Raw genomic sequence first — 19,013 nt, 5'->3', positions numbered from 1 at the left:
CCGGGAGGTCTCGTGCTCTGCCCTGCTCTCAGCATGTACGGGTACGGCGCTCACAGAGAAGAGCCCGCCAAGCAGCAATCCCCCCAGGGCCACCCCAACTAGCATCCTGACCGGGCGAGTTAAGACCGTCCGTTGCCTTCTCTCCACGCGTGCCTCCTGACTCTCGCTGGCGGGACGATCATGGTTTGACGCACGAGGACCCCGAACGGTTGCACGTGCAGCCATGTGACAGTCGCCTCACATTCGACTCCCGGAAACGGGCTTGGCATGTCCCGCACATCGGGAAGGATCAAGCAGCTTGCGTCCGTCGGCTGGGGAGGGTGTTGTGCGGTTACGCCTACGTGGAGGCCGTGTCGTGGCGGCTGTTGCCGCGACGGCCACATTGCTGGCAGGTGGCGGCTTCACCGGACAAGCCGCCTCGGCAGCACCAGATTCTCCGACCACGGCCACCCCGAAAGTACGCTCCTCGAAGCCGCTGAAGCCCGAGCGCCCGATGACGCTCAAGGAACGTCGTGCCCAAGTCGACGAGATGCGCGCACCCAAAGAGCCGGGCGCGATCATCAGTCTTCCGGGGCGTAAGACCCTGAAGAGCAGCAAGCCGGCGCCTGACGCCAAGGTTCAGAATGGCGAAGTTGAGAGCCGGGTGGGAGCGCTGGCTCTTGGCCCTCCGACCAACCTGCGGACGGCTCCGCACGGCTGGTTCGGGTTCGACGTGGAATGGGGCAATGTCAAATTTGACACCCCGACAGGTACGGAGTCGATGCACAGGGCCCTGTACCGGGCCTCTGACAATGCGCTGATCAAGCAGTGGTGCGACTCCGACCCGGACGGATCGACTGACTGGTCCGGCAAAACGATAAATTGGGGTGTATCGGACCCCACGATTCTGACTGAGGGCGTCGAGTACTACGTGAAGATCGCCGTTTCGGCGGATCGGGGAACGCTATCGGACCTATCCGGATGGGGTTGCGCCACTGATTGGAGCGCCGAGGCTCGGGGCCCGAACATCGCGGCTCTGGGACGGCCGGTGTCGCTCTCCTCTGGCGAGACGTACGGCTGCGTCTGCATGGACACCACCGGCCGAACCCCGGTCCAGGGCTATCTGGGCGATCCCGTCAACACCGCAACGGGTGCACTGAACGAAACGGCCGTGGACGGCACCGTGTCGGCCCCCGGTGTCCCCTTCACACTGAGGCGGACCTACGCCTCGGACAACACCAGTGCCGGAATGCTGGGAGAGGGCTGGACGTCGGCCTACGACGCACGCCTTATCGTGACCGATGCCAAGGTCACCTACGTGGCCGACAACGGATCGCGCGTTGTGTACACCAAGGACACGACCACGGGCGGCTACACGGCATCTTCTCGGGGCGTCACGGCCACCTTGACGGGCTCAGCGGCGGACGGATTCACGCTGTCGACCGGCAAGCACGGGAAGCTCACGTTCGACGGCGGGGGCAAGCTCACCTCCTGGAAGGACGAAGCAGGCATCGGGCTTTCCTTCGCCTACGCAGGTGGCGATCTCAGCTCGATCACCGACGGCGCGGGCAACACGATCGCGGTCACTGTCGATCCGACCAGCCACTTGCTCACCAAGGTTGATCTGCCCGGCAATCGGAGCGTCGCGTACGGCTACACCGCCGGGCACCTGACGTCCGTGAAGGGTACCGACGGCGGCACAGTGACCTACGGTTACGAGGCAGGACGGCTGGCGAGCATCACTGACGCCGCGGTTCGCCTGGTGATGCAGACGTCGTACGACGGGTCCGGCCGAGTCACCCAGCAGATCGACGCCGACGGCAAGACCACCACGTACACGCGAGCCACGCTGGAGACCAGCTACAAGGACGGCAACGGCGGTATCTGGACGGACCTGTACCACGGCAGTTTGCTGCGCAACCGGATTGACCCGTTGGGCAACGTCACCTCGTTCACCTACGACGCGAAGTTGCGGCTGACAGACGCTGTGGACGCGCGCGGTAACCACACGAAGATGACCTACGACGCGCGCGGAAACCTGCGGACCCGGGTCGAAGGCGCGCTAACGCAGTCATGGACGTACGACGCCGACGACAACATCGATACATACACCGACGGCCGCAACGCGGTAACAACGTACAAGTACAACGACAAGCAGCGGCTGGTCGAGGTCAACAACCAAGCGGGCAAGCAGTCCTACACCTACGACGCTCTCGGCAATGTCGAGACCGCCACCTCTCCCCGCGGCAAGGTCACACGCTTCGAGTACGACGCCAAAGGCAACTTGAAATCGGAAACCACGCCTACCGGTGCCAAGACCACGTACAGCTACGACGCCGCAGGCCGACCGCTGACCACGACCGACCCCCGTGGAAACGTCGCGGACGCCGATCCGGCGAAGTACACCACCGTCAACAAGTACAACGCCGCCGGACTCCTGGAGAGTGTCACCGACCCGCTCGGCCGTGTGACGGCGCATGAGTACGACCCGAACGGGAACCTCAAGAAGACCATCGACGCCGCGCAACGGGTCACCGAGTACACGTACGACAAATTCAACCGCGTCACCGATGTCCTGGCTCCTGGCAATGCGGCGACTCACACCGACTACGACGCGGTGGGCAACGTCAAGGCCGTCACCGACCCCACCGGCGCGAAGACCACCTACGGCTATGACGCGGCCAACCGGCTGGTGTCGACGACGACGCCGCGAGGCAACATCGAGGGCGCGAACCGTTCGCAGTACACGACAACGTATGGCTACGACGCGAACGGGAACCTCACCAGGACCGTCGATCCCACGGGCGCTCTGACAACTACGGAGTACGACTCCCTGAACCGGCCGACGCTGGTGACGGATCCGCTGCTGCACACCACAAAGACGGACTACGACGCCAACGGCAACGTCAGCAAGGTGACCGACCCCTTCAACAAGAGCACCTCCTTCACCTACACGTCGGACGACCTCCTCAAGACGGTCAAGAACCCCCTGAGCAAGACCACCACGTACGGCTACGACGCCGACGGACACCGAACCAGCGTCACGACACCTCTGGGACGCAAGCAGAGCTGGACCTTCGACGCGGACGGGCGCCTCGAAACCGAGACCGACCCACGGGGCAATGAAGCGGGCGCCGACGCGACGAAGTACACCACCGCGTACGACTACGACGCGGCCGGCAATCTCAAGCAGATCACCGACCCGCTCGGCCACACCCAGAAGTTCGACTACGACGAGCTGGGTCTGCAGATCGCTGCCACCAACCAGAACGAGAAGACGACCCGCACCGAATACGACAAGTTGGGCCGCATCAAACTGGTCACCGCGCCGGACGGCGGAACTACCTCGTACACCTACGACGCCGCAGGCAATGCCAAGGCACGCGTCGACGACAACCAGCACACCACCACGTACGACTACGACGCCGCCAACCGGCTGAAGTCGGTGACCGATCCGCTGCAGCGGACCGTCCGTTACGGCTATGACGCCGACGGCAACCGCGAAACCGTCACCAACGCGCGAGGTGTCGTCTCCACGAGCATCCATGACGCGCTGGGGCGACCGACGAGTACGACCTACTCCGACGAGACACCGGACGTGACCACGGCCTACGACGCGGTCGGCAACCGCAAGCAGGTCACCGACGCCACGGGCACCCGAACCTTCACCTACGACGCGGCCAATCGCCTCAAGACCGCCTCGGTACCCGGTCAGGCAAAGGGATTCGTCTACGACTACGACGACACGGGCCGGCTCAGCGCCCGAACCCTGCCTCACGGTCGCGTCACCGCCTTCACCTATGACGATGACGGCAACCGCAAAACGGCCGTCACCGCCGGCGCGACCACCACGTACAACTACGACCCGGCAGGCAGGCTGACAAGTACCCTCCTGCCCGGCGGCAACGGCTACAGCGAAGCCCGCACTTACGACACGGCAGGCCGCGTCACCGACATCACCAGCACCAAGGGCGGCACCACCCTCACCGGATGGCACGCGCTCCTCGACGCGGCGGGCCAGCCCAAGCGCATCGACTCACAGCGCAAACTGACCACCGAGTCGCTGTACTACACCTACGACGAGGCGGGCCGCCTCAAGACCGAATGCACCTCGGCCACCAAGGCGGAAACCTGCCCGGCGGGCTCGCCGACGACCTCGTACACGTACGACAAGGTGGGAAACCGCAAGACCAGCACCGACGCCAAGGGCACCACCACCTACGACTACGACGCAGCCGACCAGCTGACCAAGTCCGTTCTCGCGTCCACCACGACGGATTACGGCTACGACGCCGACGGCAACCAGACGAAGGCCGGCACCCGCGCCTACGCCTATGACGCCAATGACCGGCTGACGTCGATGACCGCAGGCGGTAAGACGTGGGGATTCACCTACGACGCCGACGGCAACCGGACCAAGCGCACAAAGACCGGCGTCACCCTGGCCTGGGACACCAACAACAGCCTCCCGCAGCTCGCAGCCGAGTACACGTCCACCGGAGCCCTGTACGCGGACTACCAGTACAACCCGTACAACGAGATCGAGTCCGAACACCGCGTGGTCTCCGGAACGGACACGGCGTACTACTACCACCGCGATCTCGTCGGCTCCATCACCGACCTGACCACCGCCACGGGCGCCCAGGCCAAGACGTACGACTACACCAGCGCCTTCGGTACCGGAGGCCCGGGCGTCGACACGAATCAGCCGAACAACAACTTCGGCTACGCCGGCCAGTACAAGGAACCCGTGGGCGGTGAGGACACCAGCCTCGCCAACGCTCTCGGCTACAACATGCGGGCCCGCACCTACGATCCGGCACAGGGCCGCTTCACTGCCAAGGACCCACTGACGCCGGGACAGGAAACCCCGGCCGAGTCCTCCTACACGTACGTCGGCAACAGTCCGACGAACCGTTATGACCCGGCCGGTACCTGCTGGTGGATCCCCGGCAGCGGCGACGAAAGCTGCTGGACCGCCGAACTGCCAGGCACTGAATTCATCCCCTTGGAACCGGCGCTGGACAAGATCGGAAGCTCATTCGCGGACACTTGCACCTCGGGAGCCGACTACGCCAGGGCGAACGGCCGATGGGGCTGGACGGGCTGCATCGACGAGTTCACAGGGGTCGGTTCGGCACGCCGCGGGGTGGACTCATTCCAGCAGGGCGACGTAGCCGCCGGGACAGTTCAGTGTCTCGGTGGAGTCGGACAGTTCGGGCTGTTTCTCCTGCCAGGGCCGAAGGTACCGGCGGGAACGGTTGGTAGCGCGAAGACCTTGCCTGGTAATCAACTTGCCGGCCCTGGAGTCCCCTTCAGAGGGACACAGGAACTCGCGCTATTGCCCGACTTCAACTCTCAACTCTCAGCGACGAGGCACTACACTGATCACGTTCTTGGTGTGAAAGTAAACAGCAAGGGAAAGGTGACCGGCCCGTCCAAGCTGCCGGCGAACATGCCGGAATTCCGAGGAGTGGGAGGGTTCGAAAAGTACAGGAAAGCAGCCCGCACTTTCATGTCGGGTGACGGTCCTGCCGGATCAATCACCCTGCCCGGTGATATGCCGGGATCGTTTTTCCGGGTGGACCCGAGTACGGGATACTTTGGATATATGAACTCCGGGGGAACGATTTCAACCTTCTTCCGCCCGCACAAGGATCCGATGGAATACTTCTGGGAGCAATTCAAGTGATGGTGCGCGAAGGGTCCCTGGCTGACCATTTCCGGCGGATCGCAAGGGAGGCCGGATGGACTGTTGCATTGCTTCCTGGTGAGGCTTTGCGGAGTTGGGAAGAGATGGTCGATGAATGTGCGGACGGTTATGATCTGGATGTCTCGGAGTACTTGAACGATCTATCCGTGCGTGATCTGCTCCAGCTGGTTGCAGACGACGCAAAAGTTCGGTCACTCCCCGAGTTTTCATGGTTCACGGCCGAGCTTGCCAGAATTGATGAAGGGTTCAGGACGGTTCTGGCGAACGGTCCACTCATTCGAACCGAAGAGCGCCGGTGGTGGCGCCGGTCGTTCCCTGCTGCAGGGCGGGGGGATTTCGTGAGTGATGTGAAGGAGCGATACGGCGTGGAACTGACGCTGGTCGACTGACGAGACGCATTAATCAGCCGATAAAGCGAGTGCGAAGGGCTTGGGCGAATTAGAGAGATGATCACTGCTTCCGAAGCGATTTTACGTGCCTAGGATTTTATCGATTCGAATCCACAGTGATTCCTAATGCTGTCTGTCAAGTCGCGTGAGTGGTGGGAGGCACGGCTTCGTAGGTTCGTCCGTCGCGTAGGAGTGCCCAGAGGACGTTGACGCGACGGCGGGCCAGGGCCAAGACGGCCTGGATGTGGCGCTGGCCCTCGGAGCGTTTGCGGTCGTAGAACCGGCGGGAGTCCTCGCAGTGTCGGATGCTGAACAACGCGGAGATGTAGAAGACTCGTTGGAGTCGGCGATTGTAGCGTCGCGGGCGGCGAAGGTTGCCGCTGATCTTGCCGGAGTCGCGGGGAACGGGAGCAACACCGCCGAAGCCGGCGAGGCGGTCAGGAGTGCCGAAGAGACTCATGTCGCCGCCGGTTGCGGCCAGGAACTCGGCACCGAGGATCACGCCCATGCCGGGCATGCTGGTGATCACTTCGAAGTCCCGATGTTCGCGAAACCTGGTCTCGATCGCCTTGTCGAGCTCGGCGACCTGCTGGTTGAGGGCCATCACCTCCGCCGCCAGGGTGTGCACGAGCTGGGCGGTCAGTTTCTCGCCGGGCAGGCTTGTGTGCTGGCGGCCGGCGGCCTCCAGAGTTGTCTCGGCGAGTCGGTCAGCGCGCAGGACCCTGCGATTGCGCAGCCAGGTCTCGAGCCTCTTCTTGCCTGTCCGGCGGAGGGAGGCCGGGGTCTGGTAGCCGGTCAGCAGCATGAGCGGGCCGGCGTTGGTCAAGTCCAGAGCCCGCTACAGGCCGGGGAAGATATCCGTGAGTTGGGCGCGGAGCCGGTTGACGGTGCGGGTGCGGTCGGCGACCAGGTCCATGCGCCGACCGGTCAGGATCTTGAGGTCGGTGACGGTGTCGTCGCCGGTGCGTATGGGGTGCAGGTCGCGGCGGATGCGGACCTGGTCGGCGATGACGGCGGCGTCCTTGGCGTCGGTCTTGCCTTCGCCGCGGTAGCTTTCGGCGGCACGGTGGATGGCCCGGCCGGAGATGTAGTGCACCTGCTGGTCGTGGTTGAAGAGGATCGCGATGGCCAGAGCGGCCCCGCCGTCGGCCAGGTCGATGCCCCAGGTCACGTCGTCGCCCAAAGCCAGGACATTGGTGAGGAGTTGGCGGAGTTCGGGTTCGTCGTTGGCGACGCGTCGGGACAGCAGCCGGTGGCCGCTCTCGTCGATCGCGACGCAGTGGTGGTGGGTCTTGCCTGCGTCGATGCCGGCCCAGATCGCGGCCATGTGGTGCCTCCGTACGGTGTGGTGCTGGTGCCTCCCGACGGACGACCTCGCTGTCGATTCCCTACAGAGCGATCATTCGCAATTCCTAATTGGCAGCCGAGTCGTCGTGGGGCGCCGGGCGGCCAATCACTGAAAGCCACAAGCGGCAGAGCCTTTTGAGCCACATCCGCCACCCCTGGGTGGGTGAACCATACGAGGGGCTCACCGCGTCCCGCAGAACAACGTAGGGAGCCTTTTCCAACCTCACGCTGACGCGTGGTGAAGGACAAGAACGGCCTGGACGATCGCGGTGATGCAGTTGGTGCTGCAGCGGAGCTTCCGCAGAAGGCGCCAGCCCTTCAGAGTGGCCATGGCCTGCTCGCCGAGGCAGCGGATCTTGGCGTGCATGCTGTTGTGCCGACGCTGCCACCGCTTGAGGCGACGGCCTCGGAACGGGACGCGGACGGGGTGGCCGGCTCCCTGGTACGCCTTGTCCGCCCACCACTTCAGCTCGGCCGCGGCGAGCGCGTCGATGATCCCGTGGGGCCGTGCGGCGGTCAGGTCGTGGACGTCACCCGCGCAGGGCGGGTGACGTCCACAGCAGCCGTCCGAACGAATCGGTGAGGACCTGGACGTTCATGCCATGGCGCTTGTGTTTCCCGGAGTAGTACGCGGTGTCGGCGGCGATCTGGTCGATCGGCAGGAGGGTGCCGTCCAGGATCACGAACGCCTTGGTCCGAATGGTATTCATCGCCTCGGTCAGGGTCGGGGCGAGACTTCGGCGGGCTCGACGTCCTGGCCGGCGACCAGGGCCAGGATGCCCACCGCGTTCGCGGCTTTCTCGCCGAGTTGCTGGTCGGGCAGGTGGCCCAGCAGCCGCAGCGCGTCGCCGACCAGCGCGTCGACCAGCTCGGCGCGGGCCTGCTCGTCGTTCCAGACAATCTTCGGTTTGCCTGGGCCGGTGTAGTCGTGCGCGGCGCACTGGGCAGTGGCGACCTCGTCGGCGCCGGGGACCTCGCGGATCACCGCGCGGACGGCGGTGATGAGCTGGGTGACGGTGTCCTGGGTGGCGACCGCGTCGTCCAGCACGGTGGAGTCCAGCGCCCGGCGGTGCTTACCCTTGAGTACGCCGGTGTTCTTCACCACCTCGCGCACGGCCTCGAAGATCCGGTTGGGGCGGGCGGAGCGGGACAGTCGGCGGCGGAAGTAGGCCAGCAGTGAAGGGTCGAATGCCATGTCGTGCAGACCCAGGCCGCATGCGGCCTTCCAGCGCAGGTCGCACCGCAGTTCCTGGACCGTCTCGAAGTCCGACAGCCCGTGCAAGGCCTGCAAGGTGATCGCGGCGGCCAGGATCTGCGGTGGCATGCTCGGCCGTCCGTTCGCCGACGGGTACATGTCCGCGAACATCTCAGCCGGGAACAACTCGCCACGGTGCTCGGCCAGGAACGCGACACTCTCCGCCGGGATCAGTTCCCGGCAGGTCTCCCACACGTCCGGACCGACGGTCTCACCGACCCATTCGCCCCTCGCCACACAACGAGTCTGGCCCTGCCGCTGACGCGGCAGGGCCAGAACTCAAGATCTTCATGAGCCTTCTAGGAAGAGTTTCCGCCCGTCAGCACCCGTTGTTCGCCCGCCGGAATCGCGCACGGTGTGCCGCCCGCGTTGGTGAGGCCTTCCGGGCTGAGGGACCAGGTCGAGATCTGGCCGCCGGAGTAGCCGCTGTGGATAGTGTTGTTGAAGAAGCGGTCGTGGTACGAGGCGCACTGCCGGGAGATCTCGTTGTCGATCGCGCACTGCGTGTCGCAGAACTCGCCACGATAGTACGACGCCCGCCCCGCGCGCGTGATGTCGTTGTACTCAATCGAGTTGTAGTTGCTCATGTTCCGTGACTTCACCACATAGCCGCTGACGTAGGAGAACTTGTTCCGCACCACCTGGTTGTTCGAGCTGAAGTGCGTGATGTACAGGCCGTGGATGTTCCCCTGATACGGGGCGGCGTTCTCGATGTTGATGAAGTGGCTGTTCTCCACCCGGTTGTTGGACGAGTTCGTGAGGACGATGCCGCCGTAGCCGAAGGTGGAGCCGCCGCTCCACTTGCTGCCCAGGTTGCGGAACTGCATCCCGAAGAACGTGTTGTGGTTCAGGCCCTTACTGCCGCGCACCTGGAGTGGCGGGTTGTAGTTCTCGTCGGTGACGTCACGCTCGGAGTCGCCGTAGACCGAGACGCCGCCCGCTGAGTAGTACTCCACCCGCAGATAGCGGAAGTCGAGATTGCTGTCGCCGCCGCCGTACAGCGGGTCGCCGGTGTCCCTGGGCAGCCGCGGCTGCAGCCAGAAGCCGGCACAGTACGCCGTGCCGCATGTGGCGTTCTTGAAGAGCGGCAGCCCGCCCGCCGGGACCCCCTGCCCCGGCACGTAGTCGATCGGCATGAACGACACCTTGTGCCCGGGCACGTAGAAGCGCCACTCGTGGAACGGCGGCGCAATGTAGGTGCCCTGCTTGATGCGCACCTCGACGTCGGTGGTCGGCTTCTGTTGCTGCAGCACCTGCTGCACCCGCGGCAGCGTGGCCACCGCCTTGCCGGAGCTTAGCCCGTCGTTGGCGTCCGAACCGCCGGCGCCCGCGGGCGCCATGTAAACCGTGAAGGCAGCCGCCTCCGCAGCGGCCGGGGCGGCCTTCACCGTCGTGACCGTACCGGCAACCAGCAGCACGGCCGCGCCGAGCCCGGCCAGAATGCCGCGGGTGAATCTGGTAAGCCTCTCCCGAATACCCATGATCACCTTCCTTGTAGGGTGATGCGCAGCGTCTTCGTCTCTCCGGCCGTCCCGGTCACATCGACCGTGAAGGTCAGCGGATTGAGCGAGCCGACCGTGAGCCTATTCCAAGCTGACGGCCTTGACCCCGAGTTGGACGGTCCTGCGCAACGACGAAGCTCCTGGTAGATGGGTCCTCGACCAAGATCACCCGTGTCCGCCAGAAGCTTCGCGTGCTTGTACCCGTCGTCAATAGATCTGTCCAGCCGCACGCTGCGGTTCCTGACCGGGCAACTGACAGCCAGGCGGAGGGAGATCGGCACGCGGTGGCGGCGGCTTCCCGCAGCGCGACAGGCTCTGCTGGCCCTGGCCCACCTGCGGTGCGGTGACACCTACGCACAGCTCGCGGCCGGTTTCGGCATCGGGATCGCGACCGCCTTCCGCTACATACGCGAGGCCGTCGACATCCTGGCCACCCTCGCCCGTCCCTGGCCGAGGCGATGAATGCAATCCGGGCGAAGGCGTTCGTCATCCTCGACGGCACCCTGCTGCCGATCGACCGGATTGCCGCCGACACCCCGTACTACTCCGGGAAACACAAGCGCCACGGCATGAACGTCCAGGTCCTCACCGACCCGTTCGGACGACTGCTCTGGGCCTCGCCCGCGCTGCCCGGCTCCACTCACGACCTCACCGCCGCGCGACAGCACGGGATCATCGAAGCCCTCGCTGAAGCGGGACTCAAATGCTGGGCTGACAAGGCGTATCAAGGTGTCGGCGGAACCGTCCGAGTCCCGTTTCGGGGCCGCCGTCTCAAGCGATGGAAGCGCCGCCACAACACCACCCACGCCAAGATCCGCTGCCTCGGCGAGCAGGCCATGGCCACCCTCAAGGGCTGGCGGCTCCTGCGGAAGCTCCGCTGCAGCACCAACCACATCACCGACGTGGTGAAGGCCGTCCTCGTCCTTCACCACCACGCGTCAGCCTGAGGTTGGAAAGAGCTCACTGTCCCGGCGCAGGCCAGGGGTTTCTCCGCGAAAGCACCGATGCCCAGCGCCGACGACAGTTCAATGCCGTCGGCGAGCGCCATCTCCTGCCTTGCGTTGTGCGTGTTGAAGCAGTACCTATGACACTTTGGGCCGGGTGCTCACGACCCAACCGTAAGGCGATCGGCTGAGCGCCCCCTGCTGCGAGCAACCTCGCGAACCTCATCAGCACCCTTCGAGAACTCCAGATGCTGATGTTGAGGTTCGGAGGTGTGCGCAGCTCATTCAGGGATCGGTACCGCCGCATCGTGGACGGCTGCGGGCATCCGCAGCGGCACCTCGAACATTGCCGGCCTGCGGCAAAGCGGCCACCGGCGTTCTCTCGACGAATCGAGCCGCCTTCAGTGCCCTCCGGGCGGAGTTCACTCCGGATCCTCCACGATCACGAGCCGCCGTCCAGCACCTTGTGGGTCCCGAACCTTCGCGCGTGGTAGGTCAAGGGCGCGCCGTCGCGATGGCCGACGTGCAGGACCCTGCCCAGCAGCACCTTATGGTCCCCGCCGTCGACCATCGACTCGATCTCACACGCCAGCCAGCCGAGCGCGTCCGGTAGCCGCGGCAGTCCATGGTCGAGCAGCCACCGGGTGTCCGCGAACTTGGCGGCCCCGCCCTTGCGGGCGAAGCGCAGGGCGACATCCGAGTGCGCCGAGCCCAGCACATTGACGCCGAACCGGCCGGACCGGCCCACGATGCCCAACAGCTCACTCGTGCGGTCCAAGGAGACGAGAACCATCGGAGGAGAAAGCGACAGCGACGCGAACGCGCTGACGGTTGTACCGTGCGGAACGCCCTCCTCGATTCCTGTCACGACCGTTACCGGCGTGACGACTTGGGCCATCGCGCCGCGGAACATCCCTGACAGGCAGCCCGAATCAGAGCTGCTCCTCGTGGCAATTGTCGTCATCACTACACCTCCGAGTGCTCGCTTCCTCACCCGATCGCGGACTTCCTTGAGGGTCGCGCCCGACCTGGCGGAGAAAGGCATCGATGCGGTCGTTCGCCTGGTCCGCGAGGGTGATGGGGGCACCGGTGAAGCCGTGCCCGCCACCGGGATGGACGGCCAGTTCGGCCTGGTTGCCCGCCGCGATCCAGCGAGCGTGCATGAACAACGAGTCGTCCAGGAACGGATCCAGAGTGCCCACCGTGAACAACGCTGCCGGAAGGTCCCGTAGATCCGCGAACAGAGGCGACAGATCCGGATCCTGGCGTTGTTCGCTCCGGGGTGCGACCGCGTTCGTACACGCTCGGATCATGTCCACCGAAACCGGTACCGCGTCGGCGCCGAGCAGAGTCTGGCTCGGGGTCATCGAGAGGTCGAAATTCCCGAAGACCAGGTTCGCCGCCTGGAACCCGGTGGACCCACGTCGCTCGCGCAGCCGGACCAGGACGGAGGCCGCGAGTGTCGCGCCCGCCGACAGGCCACCGATAGCGAGCGCATCGGTTCCAAACTCGGCCTTCGCATTCTCGATCAGCCACAGCGCCGCGGATTCGGCGTCGTCCCATGCCGCCGGGTGAGGGTGCGCGGGCGCCAGCCGGTAGTCCACGTCGACGCAGGCGAGCCCGGTGTTCCGAGCGATCCGCTCCAGCTCCTGATCCGACTGCTCCGCACTGCCACTGACGAAACCGCCGCCGTGAAAGTTCAGGTAGACGCCCTTGGGGCGGTCGGGAGCGATGACCCGCAAAGCCAGTTCGTGACCACCCCGTCCCGTTATCCGGATGGTGCGCGCCCGCTCCGAAGGCTGCGTCGGAGGCATCGGAATACCTCCTCCCGCTTCGGGACCGGGAAGGCCCTTCACCAGCTCGCGAAGCCGCAGGTTGAACTCGGCTGTTTCGGGCGCGATCGCTTCCGCTCGGAACAACGTCCCGTCGAGCCCGCTCACCTCGTGGCGTCCCCGTCGATGCTGCTGGACGCCGGCCAGCTCTTGATCTCTGGCATGCAGTGCTCGGCGAAGCACCGCATGTTACGCACCGCCTCATCGTGAGGCATCCCGCCGAAGAACAGCTGCGGGAACATTCCCTGCGGATGGATCTGGTCGCGCGTCTCCTCCAGGCGCTTCAGCACCTGGTCCGGCGTACCCGCGATGATCTGCGAGACAAAGCCGTCGACCATGCGCTCCACGTCCTCGTCGGTCTCGATCGCCGGGATGGGCCCGTAGGCCGGTCGGCCGCGCATCTGGTAGTGCCAGATGCCGACGCGCTGCGCGTTGCCCCCGTACAGGCGGGCGATCTCCTGCGCACGGTCTGCGCTCTCGTCCACCACGATGATGCTCGAGGCGAAAGGCGCCGGAGGCTTGTCGTCCGGGCCGTGCGCTTCCCGCCATGCGTTCAGGTAGCTGTCGATCGGCAGCCCGCCTTCGGGCACCTTGAACGGAAGTGTGGTGGTCGTCAGCTGCCCCAGTCCCAGCCGGCCGGCCTGGCGCTGGCTGTCGGGGGAGCCGAGGGCCGCGAACAACCGCCCCTTGAAGGATCGGCTCGGTCGCGGCCGCAACTCCACCCGCGGCTGCTGGAAGAACTCGCCGCCCTCCATCACGCCCGTCTCCAGTCCGTCCACGAGGAGCTGCAGCATCTCGTCGTAGCGCTGTCGTGCCGCCTCCGGGTCAATGCGCAGGCCCTTGTACTCGCGCGGCGCCATGCCACGCCCGAGTCCGATGAGCGCCCGGCCGTTGGACACCTCGTCGAGGGTGATGATCTGTTCGGCCAGGCGGACCGGGTCGTGCCAGGGCAGGACGAGCACCTGGGTACCCAACCGGATCCGCCGCGTGCGGCCGGCGAGGTAGGACAGGAACATCAGAGGGTCCGGAGCGAGGGAGTGGCGGGTGAAGTGGTGCTCGGTGAGCCAGATCGAGTCCAGACCCAGCTCCTCCGCGAGCACCCACCGTTCGACTTCCTCGCGTACGAACTGGCCGTCCGGGTAGGCGGCCTCCTCGCCGTCCGGACCATAGTGCTGAAGACCTGTGGCTATTCCTATGTGCATGTTGCTGCCTCCGAGAAATTGGTTATTGGTTGTCGCGCGTGTGAGCCCGACACGAGAAGACTAAGAGCAGGGCCGGCAAGAACGGACCGGTGCTTCAGCCAAGCAATTCGGTGAGGGCGCGGCGCATTGCCCTGTCAGCCGCGAGGCGTTCGAGATCGGGTTCTTCATCCGGTATCAGGGCGAGGAGCGCCTCCCGCCGGAGTGCGATCAGGCCCTTAGCCATGCGTTCGGTGAAAACGTACGGCTCGTCGTGGCGAATGGCGTGCAGTACCTGACGGCCAACCTCCAACGGATCGCTGCCGAACGACGCGAGTATGCCTTTCAACATCTCGGGATCTAGGCCCGCGTCGTGCGGCCCGAGATCGGAACTGTCGCCCCGATATCGCTCCGGGCGCATGTCGCCGTGATCGTGGATGTTCGTGTTGACCGCCGAAGGGCAGAGGACCGTGACCCCGATGTCCTCGGCCGCCAAGTCCTCGCGCAGGCACTCCATCATCGCGACGACACCGAATTTGGCCGTGGAATAGACTCCGCCGTTACCCGCGACCGTGATGCCGCCGAGCGAGGCCGTTGCCATCACATGACCGGCCTCCCCGTGCGCACGAATTCGCGGCAGAACAGTGGTGACACCATTGACGACGCCGCCGAGATTGACCCCCAGCAACCAGTCCCAGTCCTCCCAGGTGGCCTGTGCGATGGGGGTGAGGACGCCGATTCCCGCGTTGTTGCACAACACGTGGATACGGGAGAAGACCCGCTCGGCCTCATCGGCCGCCCTGGACCAGGCCTCGCGGTCGGCCACATCCAATTTGATGAGGTGGAACTCCGCTCCACCTCGCGCCAGAGTCTCCTCGGCCGCCGCCAGATGGTCGTCCCTGATATCCGCGACGACTACTTTCATGCCTTCTTGGGAGAAGGCCTTCGCCATACCGAGGCCGATACCGGAAGCACCCCCGGTGATGAACGCGACCTTTCCCGAAAGGTCCCGCACCTCAGCCTCCCTCGCCCACCGGACCGCGGTTTCCGGTCCGTCCCTGCGCTGTGTAGACAGCGCCCCACAGGTCAGGCGGCGGACCGCCGCTCGGCAGCACGCGGTCGGGCGCTGCCTGACAGGCCGTTAGCAGAGGATCGAAGTACCGCGCAATGTCCTCGCGGAACTCGGCGTGGGTGAGTACGTACATGTCGTTCCGACGCATTCCCTCAAGCACTCGGCGCCCGACCTCGACGGCCTCCATCCCCGCATCCATCGGCGAGCCCCGCGGTGGTAGCGGCGGGCCACCTGGGCTGTTTGACGGTCGTGGGGAGCAGGCCTCCCAGGTGTTGTTGCGTGTCAGGCCCGGACAGAGAACCGACACTCCGATGCCTGAATCGAGCAGTTCAGCGCGCAGAGCCTCCATCATGCCCAGCACCCCGCGTTTGGCCACCGAGTAGATCCCGGAGGCGTCCAAGGGCGTCAGCGCCGCCATGGACGCCGTGGAGATGATGTGGCCGCCCTGGCTGTGCGCGAGCATCCTGCCTAGGAAAGTCTGTACGCCGTTCAGGACCCCACCCAGGTCGACCCCGAGGATCCGGTCCCAGTCGTCGTAGCCCGCGTCCGCGATCCGCCCGAGCGCACTAATCCCCGCGTTGTTCACCAGGACATGGACGTGCCCGAACACATGCTCAGCCTCATCCGCTGCCCGCTGCCAATCGATGCGATCGGTTACGTCCAGAGGGATGAAGTGGAAGGAGCCGCCAGCCTGCGTCAGCAGGTCGCGGGCCCTGGCCAGGTGATCCTCACTGACGTCAGTGACGACGACCTTCATACCGCTTTCCGCGAAGGCTTGAGCTATTCCCAGACCGATGCCACTGGCCGCTCCGGTAACGAACGCGACCTTGCCTGCAACGTCTTTCATCGTGCATGACCTCCTCACCAAGCACCCCATAGCGTCCTGAATAATCGGACTGCCATGTCGCTAGATAGGACAAGTGAAACCGAGGGGGGTCAGCAAGTCAAGCGCGGATGACCGCCGTGCGGGACACTGCCGTCCCGCACAGCGGTCATTCCGTAGTGAGTGCCCCCAACGCCGCGCGCACGAAACCCGCCTCATAGGCCGGTGACGACACTGAAATCAAGATCGCCGAGTGGACCACCGTGCTGCTCCGACCCTTCGCCAGAAGGTGTCGGACCGGGCACCTCTGGCCATGCCCCATCACACCCACATGGGAACCAGCTCACAGGTGACGCCCCACCAGACGTCCACAGAGCGCGCGCTCATGCCCCCTTGCAACGCGTCAACCACGCGCGGTCTGCGGCACAGGCACCAGTCGAGCGCGGCGTCACACATATGAAGTGCCGACGCGCCTTCCGCCCATTTCGGTGCAACCCGAAGCTGGCAACCTCGCCACAGCCGCACACCCGGGAGCAGCAGCACTGGAAGTGCACAGTGCGTAGGTCACCGCTTGCAACTGGGGAAGCAGGCATCGGCGTTCGTGTCTGTGCGGCTGAGGTGGCTGCTGACAGAGGCCCGGCGGCGGGTGTTGAGCGGAGCCACGCGCACACCGTAATTCGGCAAGTGTCGGTCGTTGTAGGCGCGGGTGCCCGGGACCGTCTCGCGTCACAGGGATGCGTGGAGCTCTCACAAGCCGCGTTGCCCGCGTGGGCGCCGACCGCACCCATCGCCCCTGGCTCGGTGGCGGCGGGCAGGACCGCGGTGTAGTGGGAGCCGTCGGGCAGCGAGCGCCTTACAGTCGGGCGCGTAGTAGTCCGCGTTGGGCGGCAGGAATATCATCGCGGCTGGATCGTGTCGGACGAACTGTGGTCGATCGAGCCGTTGCTGCCCGAGCCACCGCCAAAGCAAGTCGAGGGGCGGCCACGAGTAGCAGACCGCCAGGTTGTGTGCGGCATCCTGTTCGTCATACACACCGGCATCCAGTGGGCGTACCTACCCCAAGAGCTGGGCTTCGGCTCGGGCATGACCTGCTCGCGCCGCCTGGCCGCCTGGAACGAGGCGGCGTCGGGGACCAGCTGCACCAGCTGTTGCTGAACAGGACCACCGCATGTCCGGGCTGCACGCAGGGACCCAAATGCGTCCCAGCCCGATCGACCGCGCAGGCGGCCCGACAGGCTCGTCGCCGACCGCGGCTACGGCCACGACGAGTACCGCCGGCTACTGCGGCAGCGCGGCATCCGGTCCGCGATATCCAAACGAGGCTGGCCACATGGCACTGGCCCGGGCACACTCCGATAGGTGGTCGAGCAAACCTCCTGGCTGCACAGCCTCCGCCGACTGTGCATCCGCTGGGAACGACGCGACGACATCTATGACGCCTTCCCCGGACTCGCCGTTTGCCTGATCACCCACCGCCACGTTCAGAGGCCTATTACGGTCAGTAAGCGCGTAAGCGAGTGCGCCGACGTCATCGGCTTCGAAGACCGCGTCCACCTGTGCCCGCACTCCACGAGGGCCACCGTGCACACCAGGGGTGGCCGAGCATGCAGACCCTGCCGCAGTGTTTGCGAACGTGCCAGGCATGAGCCTTCTCGCGGCGAGCCGACAGGGTGGTACCGTCCACGGCGCCCAGGCGTAGGCCCTGGTAGAAGACGGTGGAAGGCACAGGACTGGCGGTGGTCGGCCACTGATCCCGCCACGATCGAGAACAGGTGGCGCGGCGGTCTTCTTTCAGCCCACACCTGGCTCGGGCCGGCGACGAGGTGCGCGGAGAGCGCTGCGGTCACGCTGCCCGGTTCAGCCGCGAGCTTGGCCGAGACCGCCTGGCAGGAGGATCTCGAAGAAGGCCAGGGCGAGCACGAAGCACCCCACGACGCGCGTCGAGAGCGGGGTTGGCTTCCAGCGGAAGACCTGAGCCGCCACACAGCTGGGGACATTCGTCTGGACACAGCTGCGGGGAAGTCCATACGTCGGCAATCGCCCCCCTACCACTCCGCTGTCCCATCACGGTACGTTCAGCGGCGGCCGCGGCCGTAAGACGTACCTCCGACAATCAGTTCCGCGAGTTCAGCCGGGCGTGTCAGGAACGGCGAGTGATCCGTGGGCCACTCGATGACCTCGGATGCGTGCGCAGCCATCTTGCGCTGCGACACAAGCGGCAGAGCCTGGTCGTTCGTGCACACGAGGTAGGTGCTCGGAATCGAGCGCCACGCAGCTTCGGCGTCCGACACGCTGGGGACCTCCAGCGGCATGGGTCGTAGTCGCGCGACCCATGCGGTGGCGGCCTGCGCGTCGGCGTCGCCGTAGAACACGGCGGCCGCCGCCTGCGGATCCACCCTCACCTCCAGTCCGTCGATGAGGAGTGACGCGCCAAGAAGACTGCTTGTGGTCGGCACGTCCTCATCGCGCGGATCGCCGAGAAGCGCCGCGACATAGAGGAGCCGGGCCACAGGAAGGCCGGTCGCAGCCTGGGTGATCACCCGCCCGCCGTAGGAGTGCCCGACGACGATCACGTCGCCTCCCGCAGCCTGGATCGCTGAGCGGGCTGCGGCAACATCCGCGGCATAGCCGGTCAGTGGCAGTTCGACGGCTGTCGCCTCGACACCGCGATGCTGCAACTCAGCGACGACGCCATCCCAGCACCAAGCTCCGTGCCATGCTCCATGGATCAGTACAACCTTTTTCACTGTGCGACTCGTTCCGTCTTGGGGCCGGTGAGGCCATCTGTAACGGCCCAACCGACAAGCTGACTTGGAACCCCGGGCCGCGTCGTCAAGGAAGCAAGACAACTACTCGCCACGTTGCGGGCAACCTCGAACGGGGGCTGTGGACGCACGGCCAGGGCGATCGACCAGGCGGGCGCGCGTCGACCGCACAGGGGCGGGCACCGGAGTCGGTTCGCCACCTGCGCGGCGTCCC

9 protein-coding genes and 6 pseudogenes are annotated in these 19,013 nt (G+C 65.6%); 4 read left to right on the top strand and 11 right to left on the bottom strand.

Features of this window, described 5'->3' with window-relative positions; all coding sequences use genetic code 11:
- Nucleotides 1-355 precede the first annotated feature (355 nt).
- Together ACIOHP_RS42035 and ACIOHP_RS42030 are read left to right on the top strand one after the other, a co-directional pair.
- Nucleotides 356-5,671, top strand: coding sequence for a DUF6531 domain-containing protein (locus tag ACIOHP_RS42035; RefSeq protein WP_401895807.1), 5,316 nt, complete (start codon nucleotides 356-358; stop codon nucleotides 5,669-5,671).
- Nucleotides 5,668-6,081, top strand: a complete 414-nt coding sequence (locus tag ACIOHP_RS42030; RefSeq protein WP_401895806.1) for a hypothetical protein — start codon at nucleotides 5,668-5,670, stop codon at nucleotides 6,079-6,081. The genes ACIOHP_RS42035 and ACIOHP_RS42030 overlap by 4 nt, the downstream gene beginning before the upstream one ends.
- Before the next feature lie 136 nt (nucleotides 6,082-6,217).
- On the opposite strand, the pseudogene ACIOHP_RS42025 reads toward ACIOHP_RS42030, so the two are convergent.
- The 4 genes and pseudogenes from ACIOHP_RS42025 to ACIOHP_RS42010 form a co-directional block, all read right to left on the bottom strand.
- Nucleotides 6,218-7,408, bottom strand: a pseudogene (locus ACIOHP_RS42025) (IS110 family transposase).
- A gap of 243 nt (nucleotides 7,409-7,651) precedes the next feature.
- Nucleotides 7,652-8,165, bottom strand: a pseudogene (locus ACIOHP_RS42020) (transposase family protein); the annotation flags it as partial.
- A pseudogene (locus tag ACIOHP_RS42015) lies at nucleotides 8,159-8,878 on the bottom strand (transposase); the annotation flags it as partial. The pseudogenes ACIOHP_RS42015 and ACIOHP_RS42020, both read right to left, overlap by 7 nt.
- 104 nt (nucleotides 8,879-8,982) lie before the next feature.
- A complete protein-coding gene (locus tag ACIOHP_RS42010) occupies nucleotides 8,983-10,164 on the bottom strand; it encodes a hypothetical protein (protein WP_401895805.1) in 1,182 nt (393 codons plus the stop codon).
- Nucleotides 10,165-10,332: 168 nt separating this feature from the next.
- Here ACIOHP_RS42010 and ACIOHP_RS42005 point away from each other — a divergent pair.
- Nucleotides 10,333-11,132 (top strand): annotated as a pseudogene (locus ACIOHP_RS42005) (transposase family protein).
- Here the strand turns inward: ACIOHP_RS42005 and ACIOHP_RS42000 are convergent.
- The 6 genes and pseudogenes from ACIOHP_RS42000 to ACIOHP_RS41975 all read right to left on the bottom strand — a co-directional run.
- Nucleotides 11,126-11,266: pseudogene (locus ACIOHP_RS42000) on the bottom strand (S-(hydroxymethyl)mycothiol dehydrogenase); the annotation flags it as partial. The pseudogenes ACIOHP_RS42005 and ACIOHP_RS42000 overlap by 7 nt on opposite strands.
- A 305-nt stretch (nucleotides 11,267-11,571) precedes the next feature.
- Nucleotides 11,572-12,093, bottom strand: a complete 522-nt coding sequence (locus ACIOHP_RS41995) for a flavin reductase family protein (protein WP_401895804.1) — start codon at nucleotides 12,091-12,093, stop codon at nucleotides 11,572-11,574.
- Nucleotides 12,062-13,069 carry an alpha/beta hydrolase gene (locus tag ACIOHP_RS41990; RefSeq protein WP_401895801.1) on the bottom strand — a complete coding sequence of 336 codons (1,008 nt, stop codon included), beginning with the start codon at nucleotides 13,067-13,069 and terminating at the stop codon, nucleotides 12,062-12,064. The genes ACIOHP_RS41995 and ACIOHP_RS41990 overlap by 32 nt, the downstream gene beginning before the upstream one ends.
- Nucleotides 13,066-14,163: an LLM class flavin-dependent oxidoreductase gene (locus tag ACIOHP_RS41985; RefSeq protein WP_401895800.1), complete on the bottom strand. Its 1,098-nt coding sequence runs from the start codon at nucleotides 14,161-14,163 to the stop codon at nucleotides 13,066-13,068. Before ACIOHP_RS41985 ends, ACIOHP_RS41990 begins: the two co-directional genes overlap by 4 nt.
- 94 nt (nucleotides 14,164-14,257) lie before the next feature.
- Nucleotides 14,258-15,154, bottom strand: coding sequence for an SDR family NAD(P)-dependent oxidoreductase (locus tag ACIOHP_RS41980; RefSeq protein ID WP_401895798.1), 897 nt, complete (start codon nucleotides 15,152-15,154; stop codon nucleotides 14,258-14,260).
- Nucleotide 15,155: 1 nt separating this feature from the next.
- Nucleotides 15,156-16,058, bottom strand: a complete 903-nt coding sequence (locus ACIOHP_RS41975) for an SDR family oxidoreductase (protein WP_401895795.1) — start codon at nucleotides 16,056-16,058, stop codon at nucleotides 15,156-15,158.
- 885 nt (nucleotides 16,059-16,943) lie between these two features.
- Between ACIOHP_RS41975 and ACIOHP_RS41970 the strand changes: the two are divergent.
- A pseudogene (locus ACIOHP_RS41970) lies at nucleotides 16,944-17,519 on the top strand (transposase); the annotation flags it as partial.
- Between the two features lie 590 nt (nucleotides 17,520-18,109).
- Here the strand turns inward: ACIOHP_RS41970 and ACIOHP_RS41965 are convergent.
- On the bottom strand, nucleotides 18,110-18,781 hold the full coding sequence (locus tag ACIOHP_RS41965) for an alpha/beta hydrolase (RefSeq protein ID WP_401895793.1): 672 nt from the start codon (nucleotides 18,779-18,781) through the stop codon (nucleotides 18,110-18,112).
- Between the last annotated feature and the right edge of the window lie 232 nt (nucleotides 18,782-19,013).

Origin of the sequence: Streptomyces sp. NPDC087859 (assembly GCF_044742595.1) — a bacterium.
GTDB classification, from domain to species: Bacteria; Actinomycetota; Actinomycetes; order Streptomycetales; family Streptomycetaceae; genus Streptomyces; species Streptomyces canus_F.
The sequence above is the reverse complement of the archived record's forward strand: the minus strand, read 5'-3'. Positions and strand labels throughout refer to the sequence as shown.

Excerpts from the sequence above, each read along its gene's own strand:
- ACIOHP_RS42010 (WP_401895805.1), bottom strand. The coding sequence starts at position 10,164 with ATGGGTATTCGGGAGAGGCTTACCAGATTCACCCGCGGCATTCTGGCC.
- ACIOHP_RS41995 (WP_401895804.1), bottom strand. The coding sequence starts at position 12,093 with ATGACGACAATTGCCACGAGGAGCAGCTCTGATTCGGGCTGCCTGTCA.
- ACIOHP_RS41985 (WP_401895800.1), bottom strand. The coding sequence starts at position 14,163 with ATGCACATAGGAATAGCCACAGGTCTTCAGCACTATGGTCCGGACGGC.
- ACIOHP_RS41975 (WP_401895795.1), bottom strand. The coding sequence starts at position 16,058 with ATGAAAGACGTTGCAGGCAAGGTCGCGTTCGTTACCGGAGCGGCCAGT.